We start from the raw sequence: 21,484 nt of genomic DNA on the forward strand, positions 1-21,484 counted from the left end.
ATCCCTAACCCCTGACCCCTAATCCCTGAAATGATGAGTATTGACTTCAACCGCATTCCCTCGCCCTGCTATGTGCTCGACGAGACCTTGCTCCGGATAAACCTTGAAATCCTGAAACTGGTGCAGGAGGAGGCAGGGGTGGAGATCATCTGCGCCCTGAAAGGTTATTCGATGTGGAGTACTTTTCCGCTGGTGGGTGAATACCTGAGCGGAGCCACCGCCAGTTCACTCCACGAGGCCCGTCTGATCTTCGAGGAAATGGGTGTGAAGGCCCATACCTATTGCCCTGTTTATATGGATGACGAGTTTGAGGCTATCCTGCAATACAGCAGCCATGTTACCTTTAACTCCCTTGGCCAGTATGAAAAATACAAAGACCGGGTAAAGGCTTTTCCCCAGCCTGTGTCCATGGGCCTGCGTATCAACCCCGAATATTCGGAAGTAGAAACCGACCTTTACAACCCTGCGGTACCTGGTTCAAGACTTGGCATCACCATTGACCAGCTTGGCGACACCCTTCCCGAAGGCATTGATGGCCTGCATTTTCACGTGTTGTGTGAGAACGACAGCTTTGTCCTCGAACGTACCCTTGAGAAGGTGGAAGAAAAATTCGCTCACCTGATCAGGCAGGCCAAATGGTTTAATATGGGAGGGGGCCACCACATTACGCGCAAGGACTACGATGTGAAGCACCTGGTTTGCCTGCTTACGGAATTCCGTGAGCGTTATCCCAATCTGGAAACCATTATCCTCGAGCCCGGGGAAGCCGTAGGATGGCAAACCGGTTACCTGGTGGCCTCGGTTTTGGATATCATTGAGAAGCCCGATATGCGCATTGCCATGCTGGATGTGAGCTTCTCGGCCCATATGCCCGACTGCCTCGAGATGCCCTATAAGCCCCACATTCTGGGTGCTACCGATGCCGTAGAAGGTCAAACCGTATATCGCCTTGGAGGTACTACCTGCCTGGCAGGCGACTATATGGGAATGGGTGATTACAGTTTTGGCAATGAATTAAAGGTGGGCGACAAAGTTGTTTTCGACGACATGATCCACTATACCATGGTGAAAACAACTTTTTTCAATGGAGTCAAACATCCGAACATTGGGATATGGCGCGGCAAGGGTGAGTTTGTTCTTTTACGCCAGTTTGGTTACGAAGATTACAAGGGCAAGCTTTCCTAAAGCAATAACCTAACGCAGGCCGCAAGCGGCGATAAGCTTTAAGGCCTCCCCGGGCGTTTCCTGTTTAAGAAGCGCCCGGATCTTTTTATGGATGGTCTTTGTCCTGGCCTCCGGTTCTTCTGGCAGGGAAATAAGGAACCCAGCCATCGCGCTTTGCTTAGCAAAAGCTTCCACTTCTTCCTGGCTAGGCCATTGAGTTTGCCCGGCCAGCAGGGCAAGATCCTGTCCACTGAGAATGGAACTTTTCCTGACCGACTCAGGCAGGGCATCGAACCCAAGCGCCAGTTCACTCCGGGGCTGAACCACCTCGAACAGGCTGGATGCATCCACCCGCGCATAGCTATAGCCTCCCAGCCTGCCAATAAGCTCCATCGCTTCCGGAATAATCTTCTGCTCGGGACCAATGATCCGTTCATCCAGATGAATCAAGACCGCTTCGGCGATGATCAGGTTGGCTGCCCCTGGATGGTCACCCAAGGCTTTGATCTCAAGAATTTTACACTCAAAGTGTACCGGACTTTCCTTCACCCGGTATGGTTTAACCCGCTCAGAAACCAGGGGGGTAAAGCCGGATTTCTCAAATTCGTTGACCCCCTGCTCATAATCCAGTCCTGCAAGGGCCATTTGACGGGCCATGCTGTAAGTGACCAGGTTGATCACCAGCTCTCCCGTCTCCCGGATATTCTGAAGGGTGTCCTTGGGTTTGCCATCGCGCACCCTGCTGTTGGCCGAGAAGATGAGCACGGGCGGGGTGCTGCTGAAAACGTTAAAGAAACTGTAGGGAGCCAGGTTAGGCCTGCCTTCCCGGTCAAGGGTGCTGACAAAGGCAATGGGACGGGGCCCTATCGTGCCAAGCACAAATTGCGAACGCTGCCGGGGGTCCAGTTTTGAAGGGTCGAAAGTTTTCATTAATCTCATGGGGCAAATAACAGATTAACCGGGAGCTCAGGCAACCGGCGGATGAATATTCAGACAATGGGAAAGAAACTTGCTTATTCTTCAGAGTACTTTACTCCAGGAGTTGTCTTTTTTTCGGCCATTGTTCTGCGCGTTTGCCTCAGGAAACTCCAGAACCATCCTGAGAAAAATCCCAGGATGAAAATTACCAGGAAAACAATGAATGACCGCCCTTCTACCTTGAGCCCAAAGATATTTATGTTTACAGGTTGCCAGTTCTGAACAATAAAAACAACCAGCAAAATGGCAATGATGACATAAAGGATCATCAACAATACATTCGTGGTTTTTTTCTTTTCCATGATTCTTTTGTTTTATTTGAGTCGGAAATATTTTTTCAAAAATGGTTCTTCAAGATTGTTTTCTCTATGCTAATCAGGAATAGACCTTATTTTTCCGTTTACCTGAGCAAATAGGCAATGGTTACTCCAAGGTAGTTGCCAATGGCGTAACCAATAATTCCGATGGTCATTCCTGAAACGATCACCTGCTTGTTGCCAATAGAACCAGCAATGACCGGCACAAAAGCAGGCGAACAGATAAAGGCCGTGGAGGTGATCATGGTGGTGTCGGCATCGACCTTGAATATTTTGCTCAACAGCACGTGCAAAAATAAGGATCCGAATACGGCCAGGGTCACGTAGGCGAACAGGCCTGGGGTGATACCGCCAAAGTTCCTGATATCTGCCATGGAAGATACCACCAAACTGAAGACCAGGATGAAGTACATGCCGGCATCAAAGGTTTTGTCAATGCGGTTAATCCCCGGAATTAAAGAGGCAATGATGCCCAGGGTGGTTATGGTCAGGATCACTACAGACATTTCCATGCTTTTGGGCAGAATCATGCTTAATCCTACGCCTGCTCCAAAGATCAGGATGGCCAAACCGATGGCTTTGAGCAGAGGAAGGAAATATTTTCGCTGGAAAACATGGAAAAAGGGCCTTTTTACCTTTTGCTCGGCGGCGACAAAGACTTCTGCAAAGGCCGGGAACTTGGGCAGAAACTTATGAAAAACCCGCTGACCGATAGAAATCAGGAATGCCAGGTAAAATACACCAACCACCAGGTCGTAGGTGTGTGTCAGGATGTAGATCTCAGGATCCACATCCAGGGCCAGTTTGATGGAAGCAAGGTTAGGCGTCCCGCCGGTATAGACCCCGATTAGCATTCCAGCCACTTTCCACAGGTCTTTGGTGCCGGTATGCTGGAAAATGTAAAATCCTGCAACAATGACCGTAACCACCGCTACCAGCCCAGTCAACAATGAAACCAGTGTTTTTCCAGCTACCTTTTTCCAATGATTGATGTTGGTTGAGAAAAGCATGAGCGGGATAGCCAGAAGTACCGTGATGGTCATAAGCATATCACGAAGCTTATATACCCTGAAAGCCATCACATCCCTTGCCGTTATTTCTCCACCCGCTTCCATTGCCTGCATCTCAGCAAGGGTAGTGCCAGGCTGGTTGAGCAGGATGTTGTTAACGACCTCGCCCGCACTTGGAATCAGACCGATATTACCCAGGATCAGCCCGACCAGGTAAGCGATGATGACCGATCCAATCCGGTCAGCAGTCCTGTAACGGTAAGTCAGGTAAAGGATCAGAACGGGGGTCAGAACATAAAACAACGCCAGTAAAATCATCTCCATAGTGGTTCGCTTTTGGTTTACCTGTTGAAAACAATTGTATAAAGTTAAATTTTTTTAACAAATGCGGTATTTCCCCTGAGGGCCTCCATTAAAATTATTAATATTCGATGCCCAAGGCCCTGTAATTATTAGTAATTTTGAAGTCTCACAACATTTTTTTCCAACTCAAATCATCCAACCAATGAAACAGTTCTCTTTATTGTTACTTTCGGCGATCCTGGCTTTCGGGGCCCTGACCGGATGCGCGCCAAAAACCGATGAATACTCTGAAACGATGAAAGCGAAGCTTGAACAGTTTAAAGAAGTGACCCTTACCACAGATCTGTCGTGGTTAAGTGAAAATGAACGTGAAATGATCAGCATCCTGATCGATGCTGCCGACCTGATGGACGAGGTGTTCTGGCTTCAGGCCTATGGCGACAAGGAAACGCTGATGGAACAGCTCGATAACGAATTTGCCCGCCAATATGCCGCCATCCATTACGGTCCTTGGGACCGCCTCGATGGCATGGCCCCCTTTGTTCCCGAAGTGGGAGAGAAGCCCGAGGGAGCCAATTTCTATCCCCTCGACATGACCAAGGAAGAGTTTGAAGCCTGGGAAGATCCTGATAAAACCAGTCTTTACACGGTGATACGCCGCGATGAAGCCGGCAACCTGGTGAGTGTGCCTTATTCACAGGCCTATGCCGAACAGCATCAAAAGGCTGCTGAGTTGTTGCGTCAAGCCGCTGAACTGGCCGAAGACGAAGGCCTTAAGACCTACCTGCTGGCCCGCGCCGAGGCTCTCCTCAACGACGACTACCAGCCCAGCGATTTTGCCTGGATGGCCATGAAAGAAAGCAATATTGACTTTGTGGTTGGCCCCATCGAAAACTATGAAGACCGCCTCTTTGGTTATAAAGCAGCCAATGAAGCCTTTGTGCTGGTCAAAGACCCCGAATGGAGCGCCCGTCTGGTGAAGTTTAATGCGATGCTTCCCGATCTGCAGGCCGGCTTGCCCGTTCCTGCACAATACAAGGCTGAAACCCCTGGTACGGATGCCGATATGAATGTTTATTATGCCCTGTATTATGCGGGCGACTGCAATGCAGGCAGCAAAACCATTGCCATCAACCTGCCCAATGACCCTGAGATCCACGTCAGTGTAGGTACGCGTAAGTTGCAGCTCAAGAATTCCATGCAGGCAAAATTCGAAAATATCCTGGTGCCGATTGCCAATATGCTTATTGATGAGAGCCAGCGCCACCACATCAAATTTGATGCCTTCTTTGAGAACACCACCTTCCACGAGGTTTCGCACGGAATGGGCGTTAAAAATACCATCAATGGTCAGGGGCCCATGCGTGAAGCCCTGCGCGAATATTACAGCCCCATCGAAGAAGCCAAAGCCGACATCATGGGTTTGTACCTGGTTACAAAACTCTATGAAATGGGTGAGATTACCAGCGGTGAGGTGATGGACAACTATGTAACCTTCTTTGCCGGGATCTTCCGTAGCAGCCGTTTTGGTGCCAGCAGCGCCCACGGACGCGCCAACATGTTAACGATGAAGTATTTCGCTGACCGCAACGCTTTTGTTTATCAGGAAAACGGTACTTACCTGGTGAATTTTGAAGCCATGCGTGATGCCGTATTTGCGCTGGTAGCCGACATCCTGATGGTTCAGGGCGATGGCAACTACGCCGAAGCCAAAAGCTGGGTGGACAGTGATGGTGTGATGACGGATCAGCTCCGCAAGGACCTTGAAAAAGTCAATGCTGCCGGAATCCCTGTTGATATTGTTTTCAAACAAGGTAAAGAAGTTCTTGGCCTGAATTAAAGGTGAGATTCATCTTATTGATGCCGGCTTTCCTGAGCGTTCCATAAGGACTTTCAGGGAAGCCGGTTACTTTTACCCTTTCAGGGAAGGACCAATTTCTTATTCCAACCATAGTTTAACCGGTGTTTAACCGTTTTTAAACGGTTAAACACCGGTTAAAATATGAGCCTGTTATCTCTTTTCACCGGGGTTAATCTTTGGCAGATTGAAATGATCTTGGGATTTTTTTGATTCATTGTTGGGGAATGGCCCGGTTTTTGAAAAAAGAATATTCAAAAAACATTATTTTTACACCCCATCAGGCATCGCCCTTTCCAGACAGTAAGGATACCTGACATTTTTTTCATTTATTAATTTGCAGCTATGAGAATATTGAAATCGATTTTTACCCTGTTGATGGTTTTTGCCCTTCAGGGTGCTTTTGGACAACAAGCCTTTGATTTTTCTGATGAGGGGGTGCTTGAGCGCCTGAAGAAGGATATTAACACCCTTGCCGACGAGCGTATGGAGGGCCGTGAGGCCGGAACACCCGGTGAACGGATGGCCGCTGAGTACATTGCCATGCGCATGAGGGAAGCGGGCCTGAAACCTATGATCAATGGCTCGTTTTTTCAGGAGGTACCTTTCCCGGGTGATTTTATCGAAGGCCCTGATAATTACCTGGTCATTGAAGGGGTTACTTTTACTTTCAATGAAGACTTTTTTGCCCTGCCCAATACTGGCAATGCCGCAGTGAATGCTCCGGCTGTGTACGCCAGTTTTGGCCTTGAAGGGGTGGAAGGAATTGACAATTATAAAGACCTTGGCAGCATCGAAGGGCGCGTGGTGGTGCTGGAGTATTATTCCCCTGAAGGGTTGAATGAAAAACTGGGCATTTCTGCACGCGAGGCATTGGCACAAAAGCTTGAACTCGCAGTAAAGAAAGGTGCCGCAGGCATCATTCTGGTGAATACCCTTTCGTGGCAATCAGATCCGCGCATCAGCCTCCGGATGGATGTGCCGCGCGAAGCCATCCCGGTGGTGTATGGCAGTGAACGGGTAAAGGACGCCATTCTGGCAGCTGCAGGGGTGGAAGTGCTTTTGTCGACAGAACTGGAGCGAGAGATGCATACCGGCTACAATGTGGCAGGTTATTGGGACAATGGCGCTCCCACCACAGTGGTTATTGGCGGGCATTTCGACCACCTGGGCTATGGCGGATCGGGCTCGCGCAGTCCGGGGGAACATGTCATTCACCCCGGTGCCGACGACAATGCCAGCGGAACAGCGGGGATGCTGGAAGCAGCCCGTTACCTGGTGCAATCAGACCTGAAAAAGCATAACTATGTTTTCATTGCCTTTACGGCTGAGGAGAAAGGCCTGATCGGCAGCCGCTATTTTGCCGAGAGTGATGCCTATGATATGAGCAAGGTAAACTATATGCTGAATTTTGATATGCTGGGCCGCCTGACCGATTACAACCTGTCGCTGATCGGCACCGGCACCACGCCCAGCTGGGAAACTGTCATCGACCGGGTAGCTCCCGAACATTTTAACATCCGCAAAAGCCCCGGCGGTCTGGGTGGATCCGACCATACTGCATTTTACCTGAAAGACATCCCTGTATTGTTTTTCTTTACGGGCATCCACGACGATTACCACAGGCCTGGTGATACGCCCGAAAAGGTGAACTACCAGGGCACCCTGGAGATCATGAAGTTTACCTACGATCTGATGCGAGTGTTGGAAGAAGAAGAGCGGCTGGCATTTACCCCCACCCAGTCGAACGACACGCGTCGTCGCCGCACAGAAGGTGTTACCCTTGGGCTGATGCCAGATCATGTATATTCAGGGGAAGGGCTTAAGATACAGGCCGTGATTGATGACCGCCCGGCGCAAAAGGCCGGAATAGCCAACGGAGATGTGGTCATTCGTATCGATGAGGAGGAGATCCGGGAGATCCAGACCTATATGCGCGCCCTGGGTAACCTGAAAGCCGGAAGTAAGGCAATGATTACCGTGAAGAGGGGAGAAGAAGAAATGACCTTCGAGGTTCAGCTGTAACCTTCCTTTAAAAAAAATAACAGGCAAGCCCGCCGGTGTTCCGGAATGGCTTGCCTGTTGGTTTTTTGGCATAGGGCTATATGAACTCCATATTGCTCCTGCGGGTAATCTTTTCGCAGAAGTGGCATTTCAGCCTCAGGTCTTCCTTTTCGACCACGGTAAAGCGCCTGGTCACCTGTTCGTGATTGGTGACGCAATTGGGGTTGAAGCATTTGACAATGCCGGTGACCTGGGCAGGGATTTCCACGACCTTCTTGCTGCTCACCCGGAAGTCCCTGATCTCAATGATGGAAGCGTGAGGGGCCACCAGGGCGATCTTGTTGAGTTCTTCTGGCAAAAAGAATTTATTGCTAACCTTGATAAGGCCTTTGGTGCCGTATTTCTTGCTTTCGAGATTGGTGGCAAAAAGCACCATGCTGTCGAAACTGTCGAGTTTCAGCATGCGAATAACCTGGAATACAGCATTGGAGGGGATATGGTCAATGACTGTGCCGTTTTCGATGGCTGATACCTTTAATTCCTTAATTTTCTCACTCATTGTATATGGGGTTGTTGATGGTTATGTGAATGAATTAGCGTAAGCCCAGGATGAGGGCCATCAGGGCCTGACGCACGAAAACACCATTCAGGGCTTGTTCGAAATAATAGGCTTTGGGGCTGGGGTCGACATTGATGTCGATTTCATTGACCCTTGGCAGGGGATGAAGCACCCTGAAGTTCTCCTTGGTGTCGACAATCATGTCGTTGTGGAGGTTATAGGAATTTTTTATCCGTTCGTATTCGAGGGGGTCGCTGAACCGTTCGCGCTGAATACGGGTCATGTACAAAATGTCAGCCTTTGGGATGACCTCTTCCATATCCGTGTATTGGTAATAGGTGAGGTTTTTCTCCTTGATGTGCATTTTCACTGAGCTGGGCAGCTTCAGTTCGATGGGTGAAACAAGGTGGAATGTGGTATTGAAGTTGCAGAGGGCGATAACCAGTGAGTGTACGGTCCGGCCATATTTCAGATCGCCCACAAAAGCGACGTTCAGGTTGTCGAGCGATCCTTGGGTTTTCAGGATGCTGTAAAGGTCGAGCAGGGTTTGTGTGGGGTGCTGGTTTGCGCCATCGCCTGCGTTGATGATGGGCACGGGGCTGATTTCGGAAGCAAAGCGGGCGCTGCCTTCAATGGGGTTTCGCATGACGATAAGGTCGGAATAATTGGCGATGGTGAGGATGGTGTCGCGCAGCGATTCTCCTTTTTTGACGCTGGTACTTCCTGCTTCAGAGAATCCGATCACCTTTCCGCCGAGCCGGTTAACGGCGCTTTCGAAACTCAGGCGGGTGCGGGTGGAGGGCTCAAAAAACAAAGAGGCTACCACATAGTCCTGGAGGATGGTCTGCACGGGGTTCTTTTCAAACTCGCGGGCCACTTCCAGTACGCGCAGTTGTTCTTCCTTGCTGAAATCGTTGATGGAAACGAGGCTTTTGTTCTTCATTGTTTTCCGGGTTAGAATTTGGTTTCAGGACAACTATAAAAATAAGCAAAAAAAAAGGGGCGTCAGCCCCTTTTGAAATTATTTACAATCGCAATCAGCCTTGATTAGCTGCTTGTTCTTGAGGAAATCACAGATGAGCCCGCCGAAGGTGGGAGCGCCAATCTCCTGGAGGGAATATTCCACTTTCACGGTGGGTTTATTGATTTTCACGATGCGATTGAGGTCGATGGGGGTGGCAATGACCACGGCATCGCAATCGGTGTTGTTGATGGTTTTTTCCAAGTCGGCCACCTGCTGGTCACCATAGCCCATTGCAGGCAGGAGGGTACCGATGGTGGGGTAGATCTTGAAGGTCTCGGCCAGCTTGCCAACGACGAATGGCCTGGGATCAACCAGTTCTTTGGCGCCGTATTTGTTGGCAGCCACGGTTCCAGCACCAATCTTCATATGGCCATGGGTAAGGGTAGGACCATCTTCAACAACCAGCACACGCTTGCCTTTGATCAGCTCAGGTTTGTCAACGGTCAGTGGGGAAGCTCCATCCACCACAATGGCTTTGGGGTTGACTTTGGCAATATTGTCGCGGACTATCTGGATATTTTCGGGGCCAGCACTGTCCATTTTGTTGATCACCACGATATCGGCAAGACGAAGGGTCACCTCTCCGGGATAATAGTTAAGTTCGTGGCCCGGACGGTGCGGGTCGACCACAGTCACCATCAGGTCGGGTTTGTAGAAGGGGAAGTCGTTGTTGCCACCATCCCAGAGGATAACATCGGCTTCTTTTTCGGCTTCGCGCAGGATGGCTTCATAATCTACCCCGGCATAAATGACGTTACCGCGCACCACATGGGGTTCATATTCTTCCATCTCTTCGATGGTGCACTTGTGTTTGTGGAGGTCTTCGACAGTGGCAAACCGCTGTACTTTCTGGGCTACCAGGTCGCCATAGGGCATGGGGTGGCGAATGGCAACCACCTTGATGCCATGCTCCATAAGCACCTCAATGATGCGGCGGGAGGTCTGGCTTTTGCCGCAACCGGTGCGGATAGCACCAACTGCAATAACCGGCTTGGTGCTCTTGATCATGGTTTCTTTAGGGCCAATTAACAGGAAGTCGGCTCCATTGGCATTGACGATGGCGCCTAGGGCCATGACTTGCTGGTAGGATACGTCACTGTAAGAGAATGCACAAATGTCTACATCCAACTCTTTAATCAGTCGGGGAAGGTCGTCCTGGGCATAAATGGGGATTCCATCGGGATAAAGCGCCCCTGCCAGTTCGGCGGGATACTTGCGGCCGTCAATGTCAGGGATCTGTGCTGCGGTAAAGGCCACAACACGGTAATTCTCGTTTCCCCGGTAATAGGTGTTAAAATTATGGAAGTCCCTTCCGGCGGCTCCAATAATGATTACATTTTTTCTGTTTTTAGACATATATTGAATTTTTATGGTTGGATATTTGAAAATGAATGCATTTCGAAACGGCCTCACAAATTTACAGGTTTAAGTTTTTCCGGCAAGTCAATAAGAAATTTTTTTTCAAAAAGTATTGATGGTTTGGATGCGAGGAATTTTTGCGGCGAAAAGGGGACTTTTTTCAAATTTTTGGTTAGATTAATAGGCAGGGAGAAAAGGTTATTTTTTTCAAAATGTTGATCTTGGTCATTGTTGAAACTTGACGTTTATTCAGCAATAATCAGTGAATTTCAGGAAATTAGTCTGATTACATTTGTCTTTTTTAGGTATTTAATGATTAAATTTGTATCTGAATCAAAATCCTTAACCAAATGAAAAAATTATTTTTGATCTTAATGGTCGCAGGCTTTATGAGTGCCTGTGGCGGTCAGGGAAACCGTGAAGTTACCGAATCCGAGGCTCCCGTTGAAATGGAAGCAGAACTGGAAGAAGCCCTGGAGACCAATATTGAGCTTAATGCTCAAATTGACTCATTAGAAAATGAACTGGACAGTTTGATGAACAATCTTTAACAAGGAAAAAAAATGAAAAAGATATTGATTTTGACCGGAGTAATGCTGGTTAGCGTAGCATTATTTGCCCAAAACCCTCGCTCACAGCAAGGGGGTAAGGGAAAAGAGAAAAAGGAAGAAGTGACTCAACAAGGCCGCCAGCAAGGCCAGGCAGCCCGCGAGCAGGCCCGTGAAGAGGCAGAAGGGACCCGCGAACAAGGGCTGGAAGAAGCCGAAAGAGTGCGTGAACAGGCAGAAGAAGGACGCCAGGGAAGTGAACCCCGCGGACATGCCTATGGCAGGAATAAAGGCGATTTGAGTGGGCGCGACTTCGGACAGGCTCGCGCCGCTGCTGCCCGTTCAAAGGAAGAAAAGGAAGAAGTGACCCGTGAAGTGGCTATTGAAGTGGAGGAAGGTGTTGAAAGGACTACCACTCGAATTGAAGAAGCTCGCCAGCGACTGGAAGAGCGGGTGCAAAATCGCGAGATCTCCCGTGAAGAATATGAGGAGAAGAATCAGCGGATCGAAGAAATTGAAAAGGAGATTGAGCGGATCGAAACGGTCCGTCGAGAGACTGAACGAGTGATTCGCGAGCGGATGCCGGAAAGAGCCCCTGAAAGGGCTCCCGAAACGGCTCCTGAAAGAGCTCCTGAAACAACCCCTGAGAGGCGTTAATACAGGATATTGAAAATAAAACCCCGGGTCGTTAGAACGGTCCGGGGTTTTTAATTCATCAAAGAAAAGCCATGGCAAAGGAATTCTGGGATCAGCGTTATGCTGAAGATGGATTTGTATACGGACATCACCCGAATATTTTTTTCTGTAAAAAACTCGGGAAGCTTGCCCCAGGCAGGTTGTTGCTTCCCGGAGAAGGGGAGGGGCGGAATGCAGTATATGCAGCCAGGCGAGGCTGGGAGGTTGTTGCTTTCGATCAGAGCACCAAGGGTAGGGAGAAAGCCCTGAAGCTGGCTTCCCAGAAAAAGGTAAACATTGAATATCAGGTTTGCAAGACTGATGATTTTGAGGCAGAACAGGAGTCTTTTGATTGCCTGGCCCTTATCTTTGTGCATTTTCATGCCGAGGAAAGAAAGCGGATTCACCAAAAGTTGTTTTCTTATCTAAAACCGGGTGGCACACTGATTATGGAGGTATTTTCGAAAGATCAACTAGGAAGAGAATCGGGCGGACCGCAGCATATTGATTTGCTTTATTTGGAAAAAGATCTGTGTGAAGATTTTCCCAGATTGCAATCTTTTCATATAGAGCAAACAGAAATTGAATTGAAGGAGGGAAGGTACCACGAAGGCAAAGCCTCAGTGATTAGGCTGGTAGGAAAAAAATAAATTGACCGGAACAACGATTGTATTGCTGAATGTTTATTTTTGCAGGCTCAAAACATTCACCCATTCAAAATTTTCTTCTGAATATGAAAAAGCACCTGAGCCTGGTTGTTATCCTATTTGGAATGTTTATTTCTGTATTTGCCCAGGAACCGGAAACGGGCCGCATTGTATTTTACCGTGAGCAAAATTTCCAGGGCTCAGCAGTGTCCATACCGGTTTATGTGAATCATAAGCAGGTAGTGAAGCTTAAGAACAATTCTTACTTTGAATACGACTGCATTCCTGGGGATTATGCATTCAGCCTGAATCGCAAGGGCGAGGCGCCTTTAACCTTGCGGGTAGAGGCAGGGGAGACGTATTATCTTCGCTTAGGGTTCAGGATGAGTTTTTGGAGCAGCGTTCCTGAGATGCTGCTTGTGGAAGGTGCCTCTGCAGTCCCTGCAATCAGCTCCGGGCAGATGCGTCAGATAACCCCTGAAATGCTTAACCTTACTCGTCCTTCCAATAGGATCGGCATTAACCTTGCTGCAGGTTTTGGTTTTAAGAACCATCCATTTTTTGAGATTGAGGGTGGAGGAAAATCAAAGATCAGCTTAGGAGGAGGGGTTGCCATTGGGCTGAAGTATGGCAGGGAGTTCGGCAAGCATTTTGACCTGAGCTCAGAGTTGAATTATCAGTTCAGCAACCTCAGGCCGCCAATTACCAATGGAGACGTTACCTTCTCACGGGGTATTCTTTCGGTTACGCCTTCCTATATTATCCCCATTCGAGAGGGCGATGAGATGCGCGTTAAACTTGGGGCAGGACTCGATTACTACTGGAGTAACCGCCTGAAAATTGAAAGCAGCAGCATACCGGGAGGATTTAATGATATATGGACTTATCAAAATGCCCTTGGACCGCATTTTAATGCCATCCTTGAGATGAACCTCTCTGATAAAGCTTCTTTTATTTATGGCTTAAAGTTCTACCACGTTGGGTATACTTTTAATTCTGCAGAGCGTTTCACTCCTGAGGAAGTTTCTTTTCCAGAACTGAGGGAAACCTCTGGTGCAGGAATGGATATGCTGCTGGGCTTTTTTCTGTATTTCTGATTCAGGAACGGTCCGTCCAGTCTTTTGGAGGACTGCAATAATGTAGGGTAATTTCCTTTAAAAATGCCTAATTTTGCAGGCTTAAATAAAGGAAAAAGGAATGATAGCAGAAGAAAAGATTCAAAAAGCCCTTGTTGCAATCATCAGGGATGAGTTCGGGGTGGAAGCCCCCGCCTCAGCATTGATCCTGCAAAAAACCCGCAAAGAGTTTGAAGGCGATTTTACGCTGGTGGTATTCCCATTGGTAAAAATGGTTAGACGCTCACCTGAGCTGACTGCTGAGATGCTGGGTAAAGCAATTATGGACAGGGTTCCTGAGGTTGGAGCATATAATGTTATCAAGGGATTTCTGAATTTAAGCCTGAGACCGGATTATTGGCTGGATTTCCTGAAGCAACAGATGAACAATGCTTCATATGGGATTACACCCCAGGGAATTGAGCCTCCGGTTGTTGTTGAATATTCTTCGCCCAATACCAATAAGCCGCTTCACCTGGGGCATATCAGGAATAATTTACTTGGTTATTCAGTGGCCAGCATCCTCGAAGCTTCTGGTAAAAAGGTTTACAAGGTCAACCTTGTCAATGACCGGGGCATTCACATCTGTAAGTCGATGCTTGCCTGGATGAAATTTGGGAAAGAAGAGACACCCGAATCCTCCGGAAAGAAGGGGGATAAGCTGGTAGGGGATTATTATGTAAGGTTTGAGACGGAATTGCGCCAGCAGGTGAAGGATCTGGTGGCCACCTCGGGAATGGGTGAGGAAGAGGCACGCAAAACAGCTCCCCTGATGCAGGAAGCCCAGAAACTGTTAAGGAAATGGGAACTTCGCGACCCTCAGACCATGGCTGTTTGGGAATTAATGAACGGCTGGGTGTATGAGGGGTTTGATGCTACCTACAAGCGTCTCGGGGTTGACTTTGACAAGGTATATCACGAATCAGATACCTATTTGCTTGGAAAGGACCTGGTAAAGGAAGGTCTGGAAAAAGGGGTATTTGAGCGGCGTGAAGATGGCTCGGTTTGGGTGGATCTAACCGCTGAAGGACTGGATGAGAAACTCTTGCTGCGTTCGGATGGCACTTCTGTTTACATTACGCAGGACCTTGGCACTGCCCAATTGCGATATGATGATTTCCAGCCCGGCAAGATGATCTATGTGGTGGGCAATGAGCAAAATTATCACTTTGATGTCCTTCAAAAGGTGCTTGCCAAGCTGGAGAAACCTTATTCAGATGCCATTTTCCATCTGAGTTATGGCATGGTGGAGTTGCCTGAGGGAAAGATGAAATCGCGGGAAGGCACCGTGGTGGATGCGGATGACCTGATGGAAGAGATGGTTGAGACAGCGCGCCGAACGACTGAAGAGCTAGGTAAAACACTGGATTTCAGCGAGAATGAGAAAGCCAGGTTGTTTTACATCATCGGGCTTGGCGCTTTGAAATACTTCATCTTAAAGGTGGATCCCAAGAAAAATATGCTTTTTAACCCGGCGGAATCGATCGATTTCAATGGCAATACCGGCCCATTCATTCAATACACCTACGCAAGGATTCGTTCAATCCTTCGCACAGCCGGACAGGAGCAGGTCGATGCCATCCAACTCACTGTGGCGGCAGAAAAGCTGAACCTGCGTGAGCGCAACTTGTTGCGGAACATATACGAGTTTCCTGCGGTAGTAAATGAAGCGGCCGAACAGTTTAGTCCGGCGGAGATTGCCAATTACACTTTTGAGTTGTGCAAGGAGTTTAACCAGTTCTACCACGAGCATAGCGTGCTCAACGAACCGGACCAGGAAGTCAGTGATTTTCGGGTTAAATTGTCCCAATTGACCGCTCAAACCATAAAAAATGCCATGACGATGCTGGGAATCGAAGTGCCCGAGCGTATGTGATTCTCAAAAATATTCTTCAAATAATAAGAAACCCGCTCTTTCAGAAAAAAGGCGGGTTTCTCATTCCAATAAAAGCCCATTATTCCTTTTTGCGGGTGAGGACCATGGTCTGAACATTTCCCTCACTGTCCGTTGATCTCCATAATTGTTTACTGCGGCTCGATTCAACGATGATCCAGGCCTTGCGGTACTGAGCATCCTGCCCCCAAATGAAAACCACGTTGGCATTGTTGTCCCAGCGGAAGTCACCGGTATTGGAGGCATCGATTTGTGAAATTGCGCTTGTGAAGGTTTGCTGACCACGGCCACTGCTCATGAAAAGGATGGTCCCGGCGTTTTCCATCCGGGTTTCGCTACCATTTGCCATGGAAACCTCGTATTCTTCAATCAGCCATTCCCCGGTCAACCGGGATGCAAGTTGCCGTTGCGCACTGCAGGAAATCATGCCTAGGGCAACAACAAAAAGGAACAATTTGCTTATCACTTTCATAGTATATTGTTTAGGTTAATCCTTATATTTCAGTCAAAAGGTTATTCAAATATAAAAAAAAACGGCCGGATGGGTTTTGATTTCTTCTTGATTGTTTAAAATTAAATCAAATCAGGGCAAGAACAGAGTTGAAAAGGCAAAATGCCTGCAATAAATAAAACGTATTCAAATGTTGCTGCAAAAGAAAAATTACAGGACACATGCATTCATTTCACATGCCACTATTGCTAAAGGGCAGTGATGGAAAGGAAACTCAAAGCCAGCCTAAATCAACATACGATTAGCTCATAAAAATAGGTCCATCGGGACCTAGCGGAATGCCAAGAAGCATCCAGATTACCAGGGCAGCGATCCATATCAGTGTAAGGACCACAGTATAAGGGATCATTGTCGAGATGATGGTACCAATGCCATACTTCTCATCATATTTCTGGGCGAAGGTGACAATCAGGGCGAAATAACTCATCATGGGAGTTATTAGATTGGTGACGGAGTCCCCGATGCGGAAAGCAGCCTGAGTAAGGCCTGGGTGATAGGGCGGGTCAATAAGCATAAGCATGGGGATAAAAACGGGTGCCATAATGGCCCATTTTGCCGATGCGCTTCCCATGAATAAATTGATAAACGCAGATAGCAAAACAAATGCCACAATAAGTAACGGGCCGGTAAGATTAATGCTTTGAAGTCCCTGTGCCCCCTTTATAGCCAGGATTATTCCCAGGTTGCTGTAATTAAAGAAATAAACGAATTGCGCTGCAAAGAACACCAGGACAATATAACTTGCCATGCCCGCCATTGACTGGGAAATGTGTTTTGCCACATGTTTATCGTTTTTAATGCTGCCAACGGCAATGCCATAAAACAATCCTGGGATAAAAAACATGAGCAGGATGCCAATGATGATTCCATTGAAGAAAGGAGAATGAAGGACAGAACCAGTTTCCGGGTCGCGCAGGATACCCCAGGAAGGTACAATGGTCAATGCCAGCAAGCCAAGGGTTAAGAGGAGCCCATAGCCTGCCCAGCGCAAACCCTTTTTTTCGACCGGGGTCAACTGTTCAATGGGTAGTTTTTCTGCATTCCCGGAATATTTTCCAAGGCGTGGCTCAACGATCTTTTCAGTCACCCAGGTGCCGGTCAGAATAACCAGAAAGCCTGAGAAGAACATAAAATAATAGTTTACGGCTGGATTCACTACCATATCGGGAACAATCATTCTGGCAGCCGATTCGCTGATCCCGGCTAGTATTGGATCGATAGAACCAATGAGGAAGTTAGCCCCAAATCCCCCACTGACCCCGCAAAAAGCGGCTGCAAGTCCTGCCATAGGATGCCTGCCAAGGGCGTGGAAAATCATGGCACCAAGAGGGATCAATATTACATATCCAGCTTCGGAAGCCAGATGCGATACAAGCCCGGCAGTTACGATTGCTCCCGTAATCAGCCTGCGAGGGGAACCCAGCACCAATGACCTTATCATGACGGTAAATAGCCCGGAACCTTCTGCCACACCGATACCGATCATAACAACCAGAACATAACCCAGGGGAGGAAACTTCAGGAAGTTGGCGATGATGTTTGTGTAGATCCAGCGGAATCCTTCCCCGCTTACCAGGTTGTTAACCGTGATAAGGGTCCCGTCAACGGGGTGGTGGGCGCTGACATTTAATGCCGCGGTTACCCAGGACAACACCATTACGGTCACCGCAAGTAAAAGAAAAAGGGTTGCCGGATGGGGCAGTTTATTGCCCACGAGTTCAATATAATCCAAAGATTTGGCAAATGCCCGGGAAGAGAAACGTTTAATAACTGTCAGATAGTCCTTCATATAAGCGATCCTTTTTGTTTGGAATGCCCGGAGGGCAAGTCTGGAACAGAGCATTTTTCTCTATCCATGACTTCAGTTAATAAAAACCTGTCGGCGGCAAAGATAAAAGAATTGTTTTTATGGAGCCCCAAAATCACCTAAACTGCTCCCTTTTTAGCCATTTTTTTTATGCTTTAATTTTGTATATCAAGCATTTAGATATTAACCATCGGGAGAAGGGGGCAAGGAAAACTTGTTCTAAATTGTAACCCAGTACAGGAGGAAAGGACTGGATCTAATCGAGGGCTTCAACCCAGAAATGAGAGTCCCGGAATGACTCCTGAAGTCTTTTTCCAGGAGTCTTTTCGAACAAGCCAAATATGGCAGAACCACTTCCGCTCATTGAGGCATACACTGCCCCGAACTGGTAAAGATCGCGCTTAATGGATGCCAGTGAAGGAAACTTCCTGAATACAGATTCCTCAAAATCGTTTTTCAAAAGGTGTTTCCATCTTTCAATGGGCTGTCCAAGGACTTCCCTGAGGGGCGTATCGGGATGATCAGGTTTTACTCCGGCGTAAGCTTCAGAGGTGCTCACGTGAACTTGAGGGATGATCAATGCCAAGTGAAAGCCTGAGAGATTTACCTTAAAGGGTTCCAGAACATCACCCCGTCCAGCGGCAAACTGGGATTGGTTGTCAATAAAAACAGGGCAGTCGCTGCCCAGTTTTGCAGCAAGCCTTTTCAGTTCAACGGTGGTTAAGCCCAGTGAGAAAAGCTGGTTAAGCAATTTTAGGGTAAATGCCGCATCAGCGCTACCTCCCCCCAATCCAGAACCCGAAGGAATGTTTTTATGGAGGTGGATGGAAACCCCAGGGATTGAGTACTTTTCTTTTAAAAGGAAGTAAGCTTGCTGGCAAAGATTAGGCTTCCCATTGGAGGGGATCTTTAGTCCTGTAGATGCGAAGGGAACAAAATCAGGCTCTGCCGGGATCACTTCCAAAACATCCGTAAATTTTATTGGGAAAAGCAGCGATTCAATGTTATGAAAGCCATCGGGGCGGCGCTCCAGAATGTTGAGCCCAAGGTTTATTTTAGCATTTGGAAAAACGATCATAAGGAGTGCTTGTTGAGGATCAGGGACCTCCTTCATCCCATTCGATTTCAAATTTTGTTTTTTCCTTTTTCCTTCGAAACAGTCCCTGGCGTTGAGTTTCGGGAGGGATCGAATCGATAGGTTCAATAGAGGGTTCATTACCACCAAATTCCCTGCGGAAGGCATCACGGAGGTTTTGACCCTCTTGCTGTAAGTTGTCGCGCATTTTTTCGCGCACGCCCTGTGCATCGTAGCCAAATTCCGGATTTTCAGTTGTCCCGGTAACCCTCAGGAACAGGGTTGTGCGGCCCAGTCCGTCGTCAATAATATCCCCATATTGTTCCTGGGGATTTCTCCTCTGGCGGTTTTTTCGCGAGAGGATCTCACTGAGGAGTACCTGTATCCTGTAATCAATTTTGTTTTCGAAGGTGTGTTCGCCGGAAACCTTCAGGTTAAGGGCGCTGGAGTTGATCTCCATATCAGGAATGATGATTTTCTTTTCCTTGATCCTAATCTGATTCTCAAGGGTTGAGAAGGTAACCTTATCCAGATCATCGACTCTTAGAAACCTTGACAATGCAATCAGGGGCTCAAAGTTAACCAGTGCACCTTGCTCAACCCGCATATCGGCAGTGGTTTCAATGCTGTTCCAGTCCACTGCCAGGTTAGGGGTCCAGCGTCCCGAGAAATCAATATCAGCAGTCATTTTCCCAAAGATATGCTCGTCGGTGATGCTGGTCTGGCCGAAGTTTCCCATCTGGTAGAATAACTGGTTGATATCGACTTCCTGCACCCTTGCGCGACATCCAACGGTAAAATAATCATCGCGCACCCCGTCGATATAGCCTGAAGCCCTGATCTGCCCCTCCATTGACCTGAAGGAAAGGTCCTGGGCAAGAAAGCGTTTGTTTTGAAGGCTTGCCTGCCCCATCACGTGGGTAGCCTCAAATTTTTGAAAGGTCAAGTGGACTACATTGGCCTCCAGGTTAAAACCAATGCGATCAGAAAAACTCAGGTGGTAAGTGGTATCGGCTTCGCTAACATTATGCTTCAGCAATTCGTTAAAATTTAAGTTGTTGCTGTATAAACTGGCTACAATGTTAATTTTTTCGTTTTCAAGGAAAAGGAATGGCAGGACATTGCGGAAATAGCCCTTCAGTTCAAAGTCACTGCTTCCGGCGTGACCGCTGAAGTTCTCCACCACCAGGTCATTATTACTGAAAAGTAAAGCTCCGTTAAATTCGCAAAAAGCCAGCGGGTTATCCTTAATTTCAAATTTGAGATCCTCATAATTCAAGGTACCCGAAGCCCGTGCTGAAATGAAATCCTGTCCGGTAAAGCGATTTTTCTCACTCATACCTCCTTTGAAGTTCAGGTCCATTTGGATCCTTCCGGATGCTTTCTGGATGGTATCTATCCGGAAGAGTTTCACCAGGTCGCCGGCATCGGCATCGGCAAACATGTTAAAATCGAGCCGCGGTTTGGTGAAATCAGCCATGGAGAAATGACCCCTTAATTCGCCTTTGTTGATGGTTGTATAAAACTGGTCAAAAGCCAAGGTGGAAGTGGTGAGGTTACGTTTCGACCCATTATCGAAAAGCCCGTTGAGCTGAATCTTTTTAAGCGTCAGATTGCTGCCCCGGTGAGTGAGTTCACCCCGTGAAATGTTAAAAGAAGCCTGGATGTAAGGATTCTCCTCAGCAGTCAGTAATCCATTGATCTTTACATCTGCCTCCAGAGTTCCTTTTCCCCTGTATCCTTGCACATAGGGGAGAAGGCTTTCGGGAAGGTCGGTCAATAGCTGGCCCAGTTGCAGTTGTTTTCCCTGGATCTGGGTATCAAAAAGAAGACCCTCCTTAAGGTTGGCGATAGTGCCTTGCAATTCAAGGACATTTTGATTGACCTCCAGAATTCCTTTCTTAAATAAAAATTCACGGTTATTGTCCACCTGCAGGATCATATCGATCTCAAGAGGGCGTTCCCGGATAAAAACAGCCGAATCAATAGCCACCAGGTTGCCCATCAGGTTGCCTCGGGCAGTCAGGTTATAGGAGGCGTTTCTGAAGTTTCCGCTCATGGTGGCCTTGCCAATATCCAGATCTATCAAACTACTCTGGGGCTGATCGTGATAAACGAAATGAACGCTTGTTAACAATACCTTTTTGAGGTCGAAGGCAAATTCAGAATCTTGCTCCACTTCACTGGAATTCCAAACCCGGTAATTAGGGTTCCCTCTCGAATCAATACTCAGGTGAATGCTTGCGTGGTTTATTTCAACTTCACGAATGGTATAGTTTCGAAGCAGGAAGCTCCATAAACTGAATTTGAAATAGATCCGGTCAGCTTGAAGGAGAAGAGGCGTTTCATCCGTTTGATCCTTTTTCCCTGGAATGGAAATCCCAGAAAAGGTCACTGATGCCAGCGGAAATCGCCTGATAACATCCAGGCGGATATTATCGACCGCCACCTCTGTATTCAGGTTCTGGTTAATGGTTTCAACAAACACCTCCTTGATCTTGTTTTGAAAGATCAAGGCAGTGAGGCTAAGAAGCAGGAAAAGAGCAACAACAAAAATCCCACCCGAAATTCCTGCAAGTTTCAGGAATTTCAGTATAAGTTTTTTTCTACTGAGCCCTGTTCGATCCATTCAGTTT

The 21,484-nt window shown here is 47.8% G+C and carries 18 protein-coding genes; 8 read left to right on the forward strand and 10 right to left on the reverse strand.

Translation table 11 applies throughout. The features are described 5' to 3' along the window. Window positions 1–33 precede the first annotated feature (33 nt). Complete coding sequence (nspC, locus tag V2I46_10520) at window positions 34–1,185, forward strand: carboxynorspermidine decarboxylase (protein ID MEE4177933.1); 1,152 nt, start codon at window positions 34–36, stop codon at window positions 1,183–1,185. Between the two features lie 9 nt (window positions 1,186–1,194). On the opposite strand, the gene V2I46_10525 is transcribed toward nspC, so the two are convergent. The 3 genes from V2I46_10525 to V2I46_10535 all read right to left on the reverse strand — a co-directional run bounded on the left by V2I46_10525 (window position 1,195) and on the right by V2I46_10535 (window position 3,793). Then, window positions 1,195–2,103 (reverse strand): flavin reductase family protein, encoded by a 909-nt coding sequence (locus tag V2I46_10525; protein MEE4177934.1) that lies wholly within the window; start codon window positions 2,101–2,103, stop codon window positions 1,195–1,197. 74 nt (window positions 2,104–2,177) lie between these two features. Continuing rightward, window positions 2,178–2,444, reverse strand: a complete 267-nt coding sequence (locus tag V2I46_10530; protein MEE4177935.1) for a LapA family protein — start codon at window positions 2,442–2,444, stop codon at window positions 2,178–2,180. Between the two features lie 98 nt (window positions 2,445–2,542). Next, window positions 2,543–3,793, reverse strand: coding sequence for a DUF819 family protein (locus V2I46_10535; GenBank protein MEE4177936.1), 1,251 nt, complete (start codon window positions 3,791–3,793; stop codon window positions 2,543–2,545). Between the two features lie 181 nt (window positions 3,794–3,974). Between V2I46_10535 and V2I46_10540 the strand changes: the two genes are divergently transcribed. Both V2I46_10540 and V2I46_10545 read left to right on the forward strand, forming a co-directional pair. Beyond that, entirely contained in the window at window positions 3,975–5,612 is a 1,638-nt protein-coding gene (locus V2I46_10540) for a Zn-dependent hydrolase (protein ID MEE4177937.1), read from the forward strand. Between the two features lie 363 nt (window positions 5,613–5,975). Further along, complete coding sequence (locus V2I46_10545) at window positions 5,976–7,655, forward strand: M20/M25/M40 family metallo-hydrolase (protein MEE4177938.1); 1,680 nt, start codon at window positions 5,976–5,978, stop codon at window positions 7,653–7,655. 76 nt (window positions 7,656–7,731) lie between these two features. On the opposite strand, the gene pyrI is transcribed toward V2I46_10545, so the two are convergent. The 3 genes from pyrI to V2I46_10560 all read right to left on the reverse strand — a co-directional run bounded on the left by pyrI (window position 7,732) and on the right by V2I46_10560 (window position 10,573). Further along, entirely contained in the window at window positions 7,732–8,193 is a 462-nt protein-coding gene (pyrI, locus tag V2I46_10550) for an aspartate carbamoyltransferase regulatory subunit (protein ID MEE4177939.1), read from the reverse strand. A 34-nt stretch (window positions 8,194–8,227) separates the two neighbouring features. Then, window positions 8,228–9,136, reverse strand: coding sequence for an aspartate carbamoyltransferase (gene pyrB, locus V2I46_10555; GenBank protein MEE4177940.1), 909 nt, complete (start codon window positions 9,134–9,136; stop codon window positions 8,228–8,230). A gap of 78 nt (window positions 9,137–9,214) precedes the next feature. Then, window positions 9,215–10,573, reverse strand: coding sequence for a cyclic 2,3-diphosphoglycerate synthase (locus V2I46_10560; protein MEE4177941.1), 1,359 nt, complete (start codon window positions 10,571–10,573; stop codon window positions 9,215–9,217). 353 nt (window positions 10,574–10,926) lie between these two features. On the opposite strand from V2I46_10560, the gene V2I46_10565 reads away from it, so the two are divergent. From V2I46_10565 to argS, 5 genes are all read left to right on the forward strand, one after another. Further along, complete coding sequence (locus V2I46_10565) at window positions 10,927–11,127, forward strand: hypothetical protein (protein ID MEE4177942.1); 201 nt, start codon at window positions 10,927–10,929, stop codon at window positions 11,125–11,127. A 12-nt stretch (window positions 11,128–11,139) separates the two neighbouring features. Beyond that, window positions 11,140–11,781: a hypothetical protein gene (locus V2I46_10570; GenBank protein MEE4177943.1), complete on the forward strand. Its 642-nt coding sequence runs from the start codon at window positions 11,140–11,142 to the stop codon at window positions 11,779–11,781. 71 nt (window positions 11,782–11,852) lie between these two features. Further along, complete coding sequence (locus V2I46_10575) at window positions 11,853–12,449, forward strand: class I SAM-dependent methyltransferase (GenBank protein MEE4177944.1); 597 nt, start codon at window positions 11,853–11,855, stop codon at window positions 12,447–12,449. An 83-nt stretch (window positions 12,450–12,532) separates the two neighbouring features. Then, the gene (locus tag V2I46_10580; protein ID MEE4177945.1) at window positions 12,533–13,543 is read left to right on the forward strand and encodes a DUF2846 domain-containing protein; all 1,011 of its coding nucleotides are present in this window, start codon (window positions 12,533–12,535) and stop codon (window positions 13,541–13,543) included. Window positions 13,544–13,643: 100 nt separating this feature from the next. Beyond that, window positions 13,644–15,437: an arginine--tRNA ligase gene (argS, locus tag V2I46_10585; protein ID MEE4177946.1), complete on the forward strand. Its 1,794-nt coding sequence runs from the start codon at window positions 13,644–13,646 to the stop codon at window positions 15,435–15,437. A 79-nt stretch (window positions 15,438–15,516) separates the two neighbouring features. On the opposite strand, the gene V2I46_10590 is transcribed toward argS, so the two are convergent. From V2I46_10590 to V2I46_10605, 4 genes are all read right to left on the reverse strand, one after another. Next, window positions 15,517–15,927: a hypothetical protein gene (locus V2I46_10590; GenBank protein ID MEE4177947.1), complete on the reverse strand. Its 411-nt coding sequence runs from the start codon at window positions 15,925–15,927 to the stop codon at window positions 15,517–15,519. Window positions 15,928–16,207: 280 nt separating this feature from the next. Then, entirely contained in the window at window positions 16,208–17,755 is a 1,548-nt protein-coding gene (locus V2I46_10595) for an AbgT family transporter (GenBank protein ID MEE4177948.1), read from the reverse strand. A 274-nt stretch (window positions 17,756–18,029) separates the two neighbouring features. Then, the gene (ispE, locus tag V2I46_10600) at window positions 18,030–18,851 is read right to left on the reverse strand and encodes a 4-(cytidine 5'-diphospho)-2-C-methyl-D-erythritol kinase (protein ID MEE4177949.1); all 822 of its coding nucleotides are present in this window, start codon (window positions 18,849–18,851) and stop codon (window positions 18,030–18,032) included. Window positions 18,852–18,870: 19 nt separating this feature from the next. Then, entirely contained in the window at window positions 18,871–21,477 is a 2,607-nt protein-coding gene (locus V2I46_10605; protein ID MEE4177950.1) for an AsmA-like C-terminal region-containing protein, read from the reverse strand. Between the last annotated feature and the right edge of the window lie 7 nt (window positions 21,478–21,484).

Source organism: Bacteroides sp. (assembly GCA_036351255.1).
In the GTDB taxonomy this organism is placed as follows: Bacteria; Bacteroidota; Bacteroidia; order Bacteroidales; family UBA7960; genus UBA7960.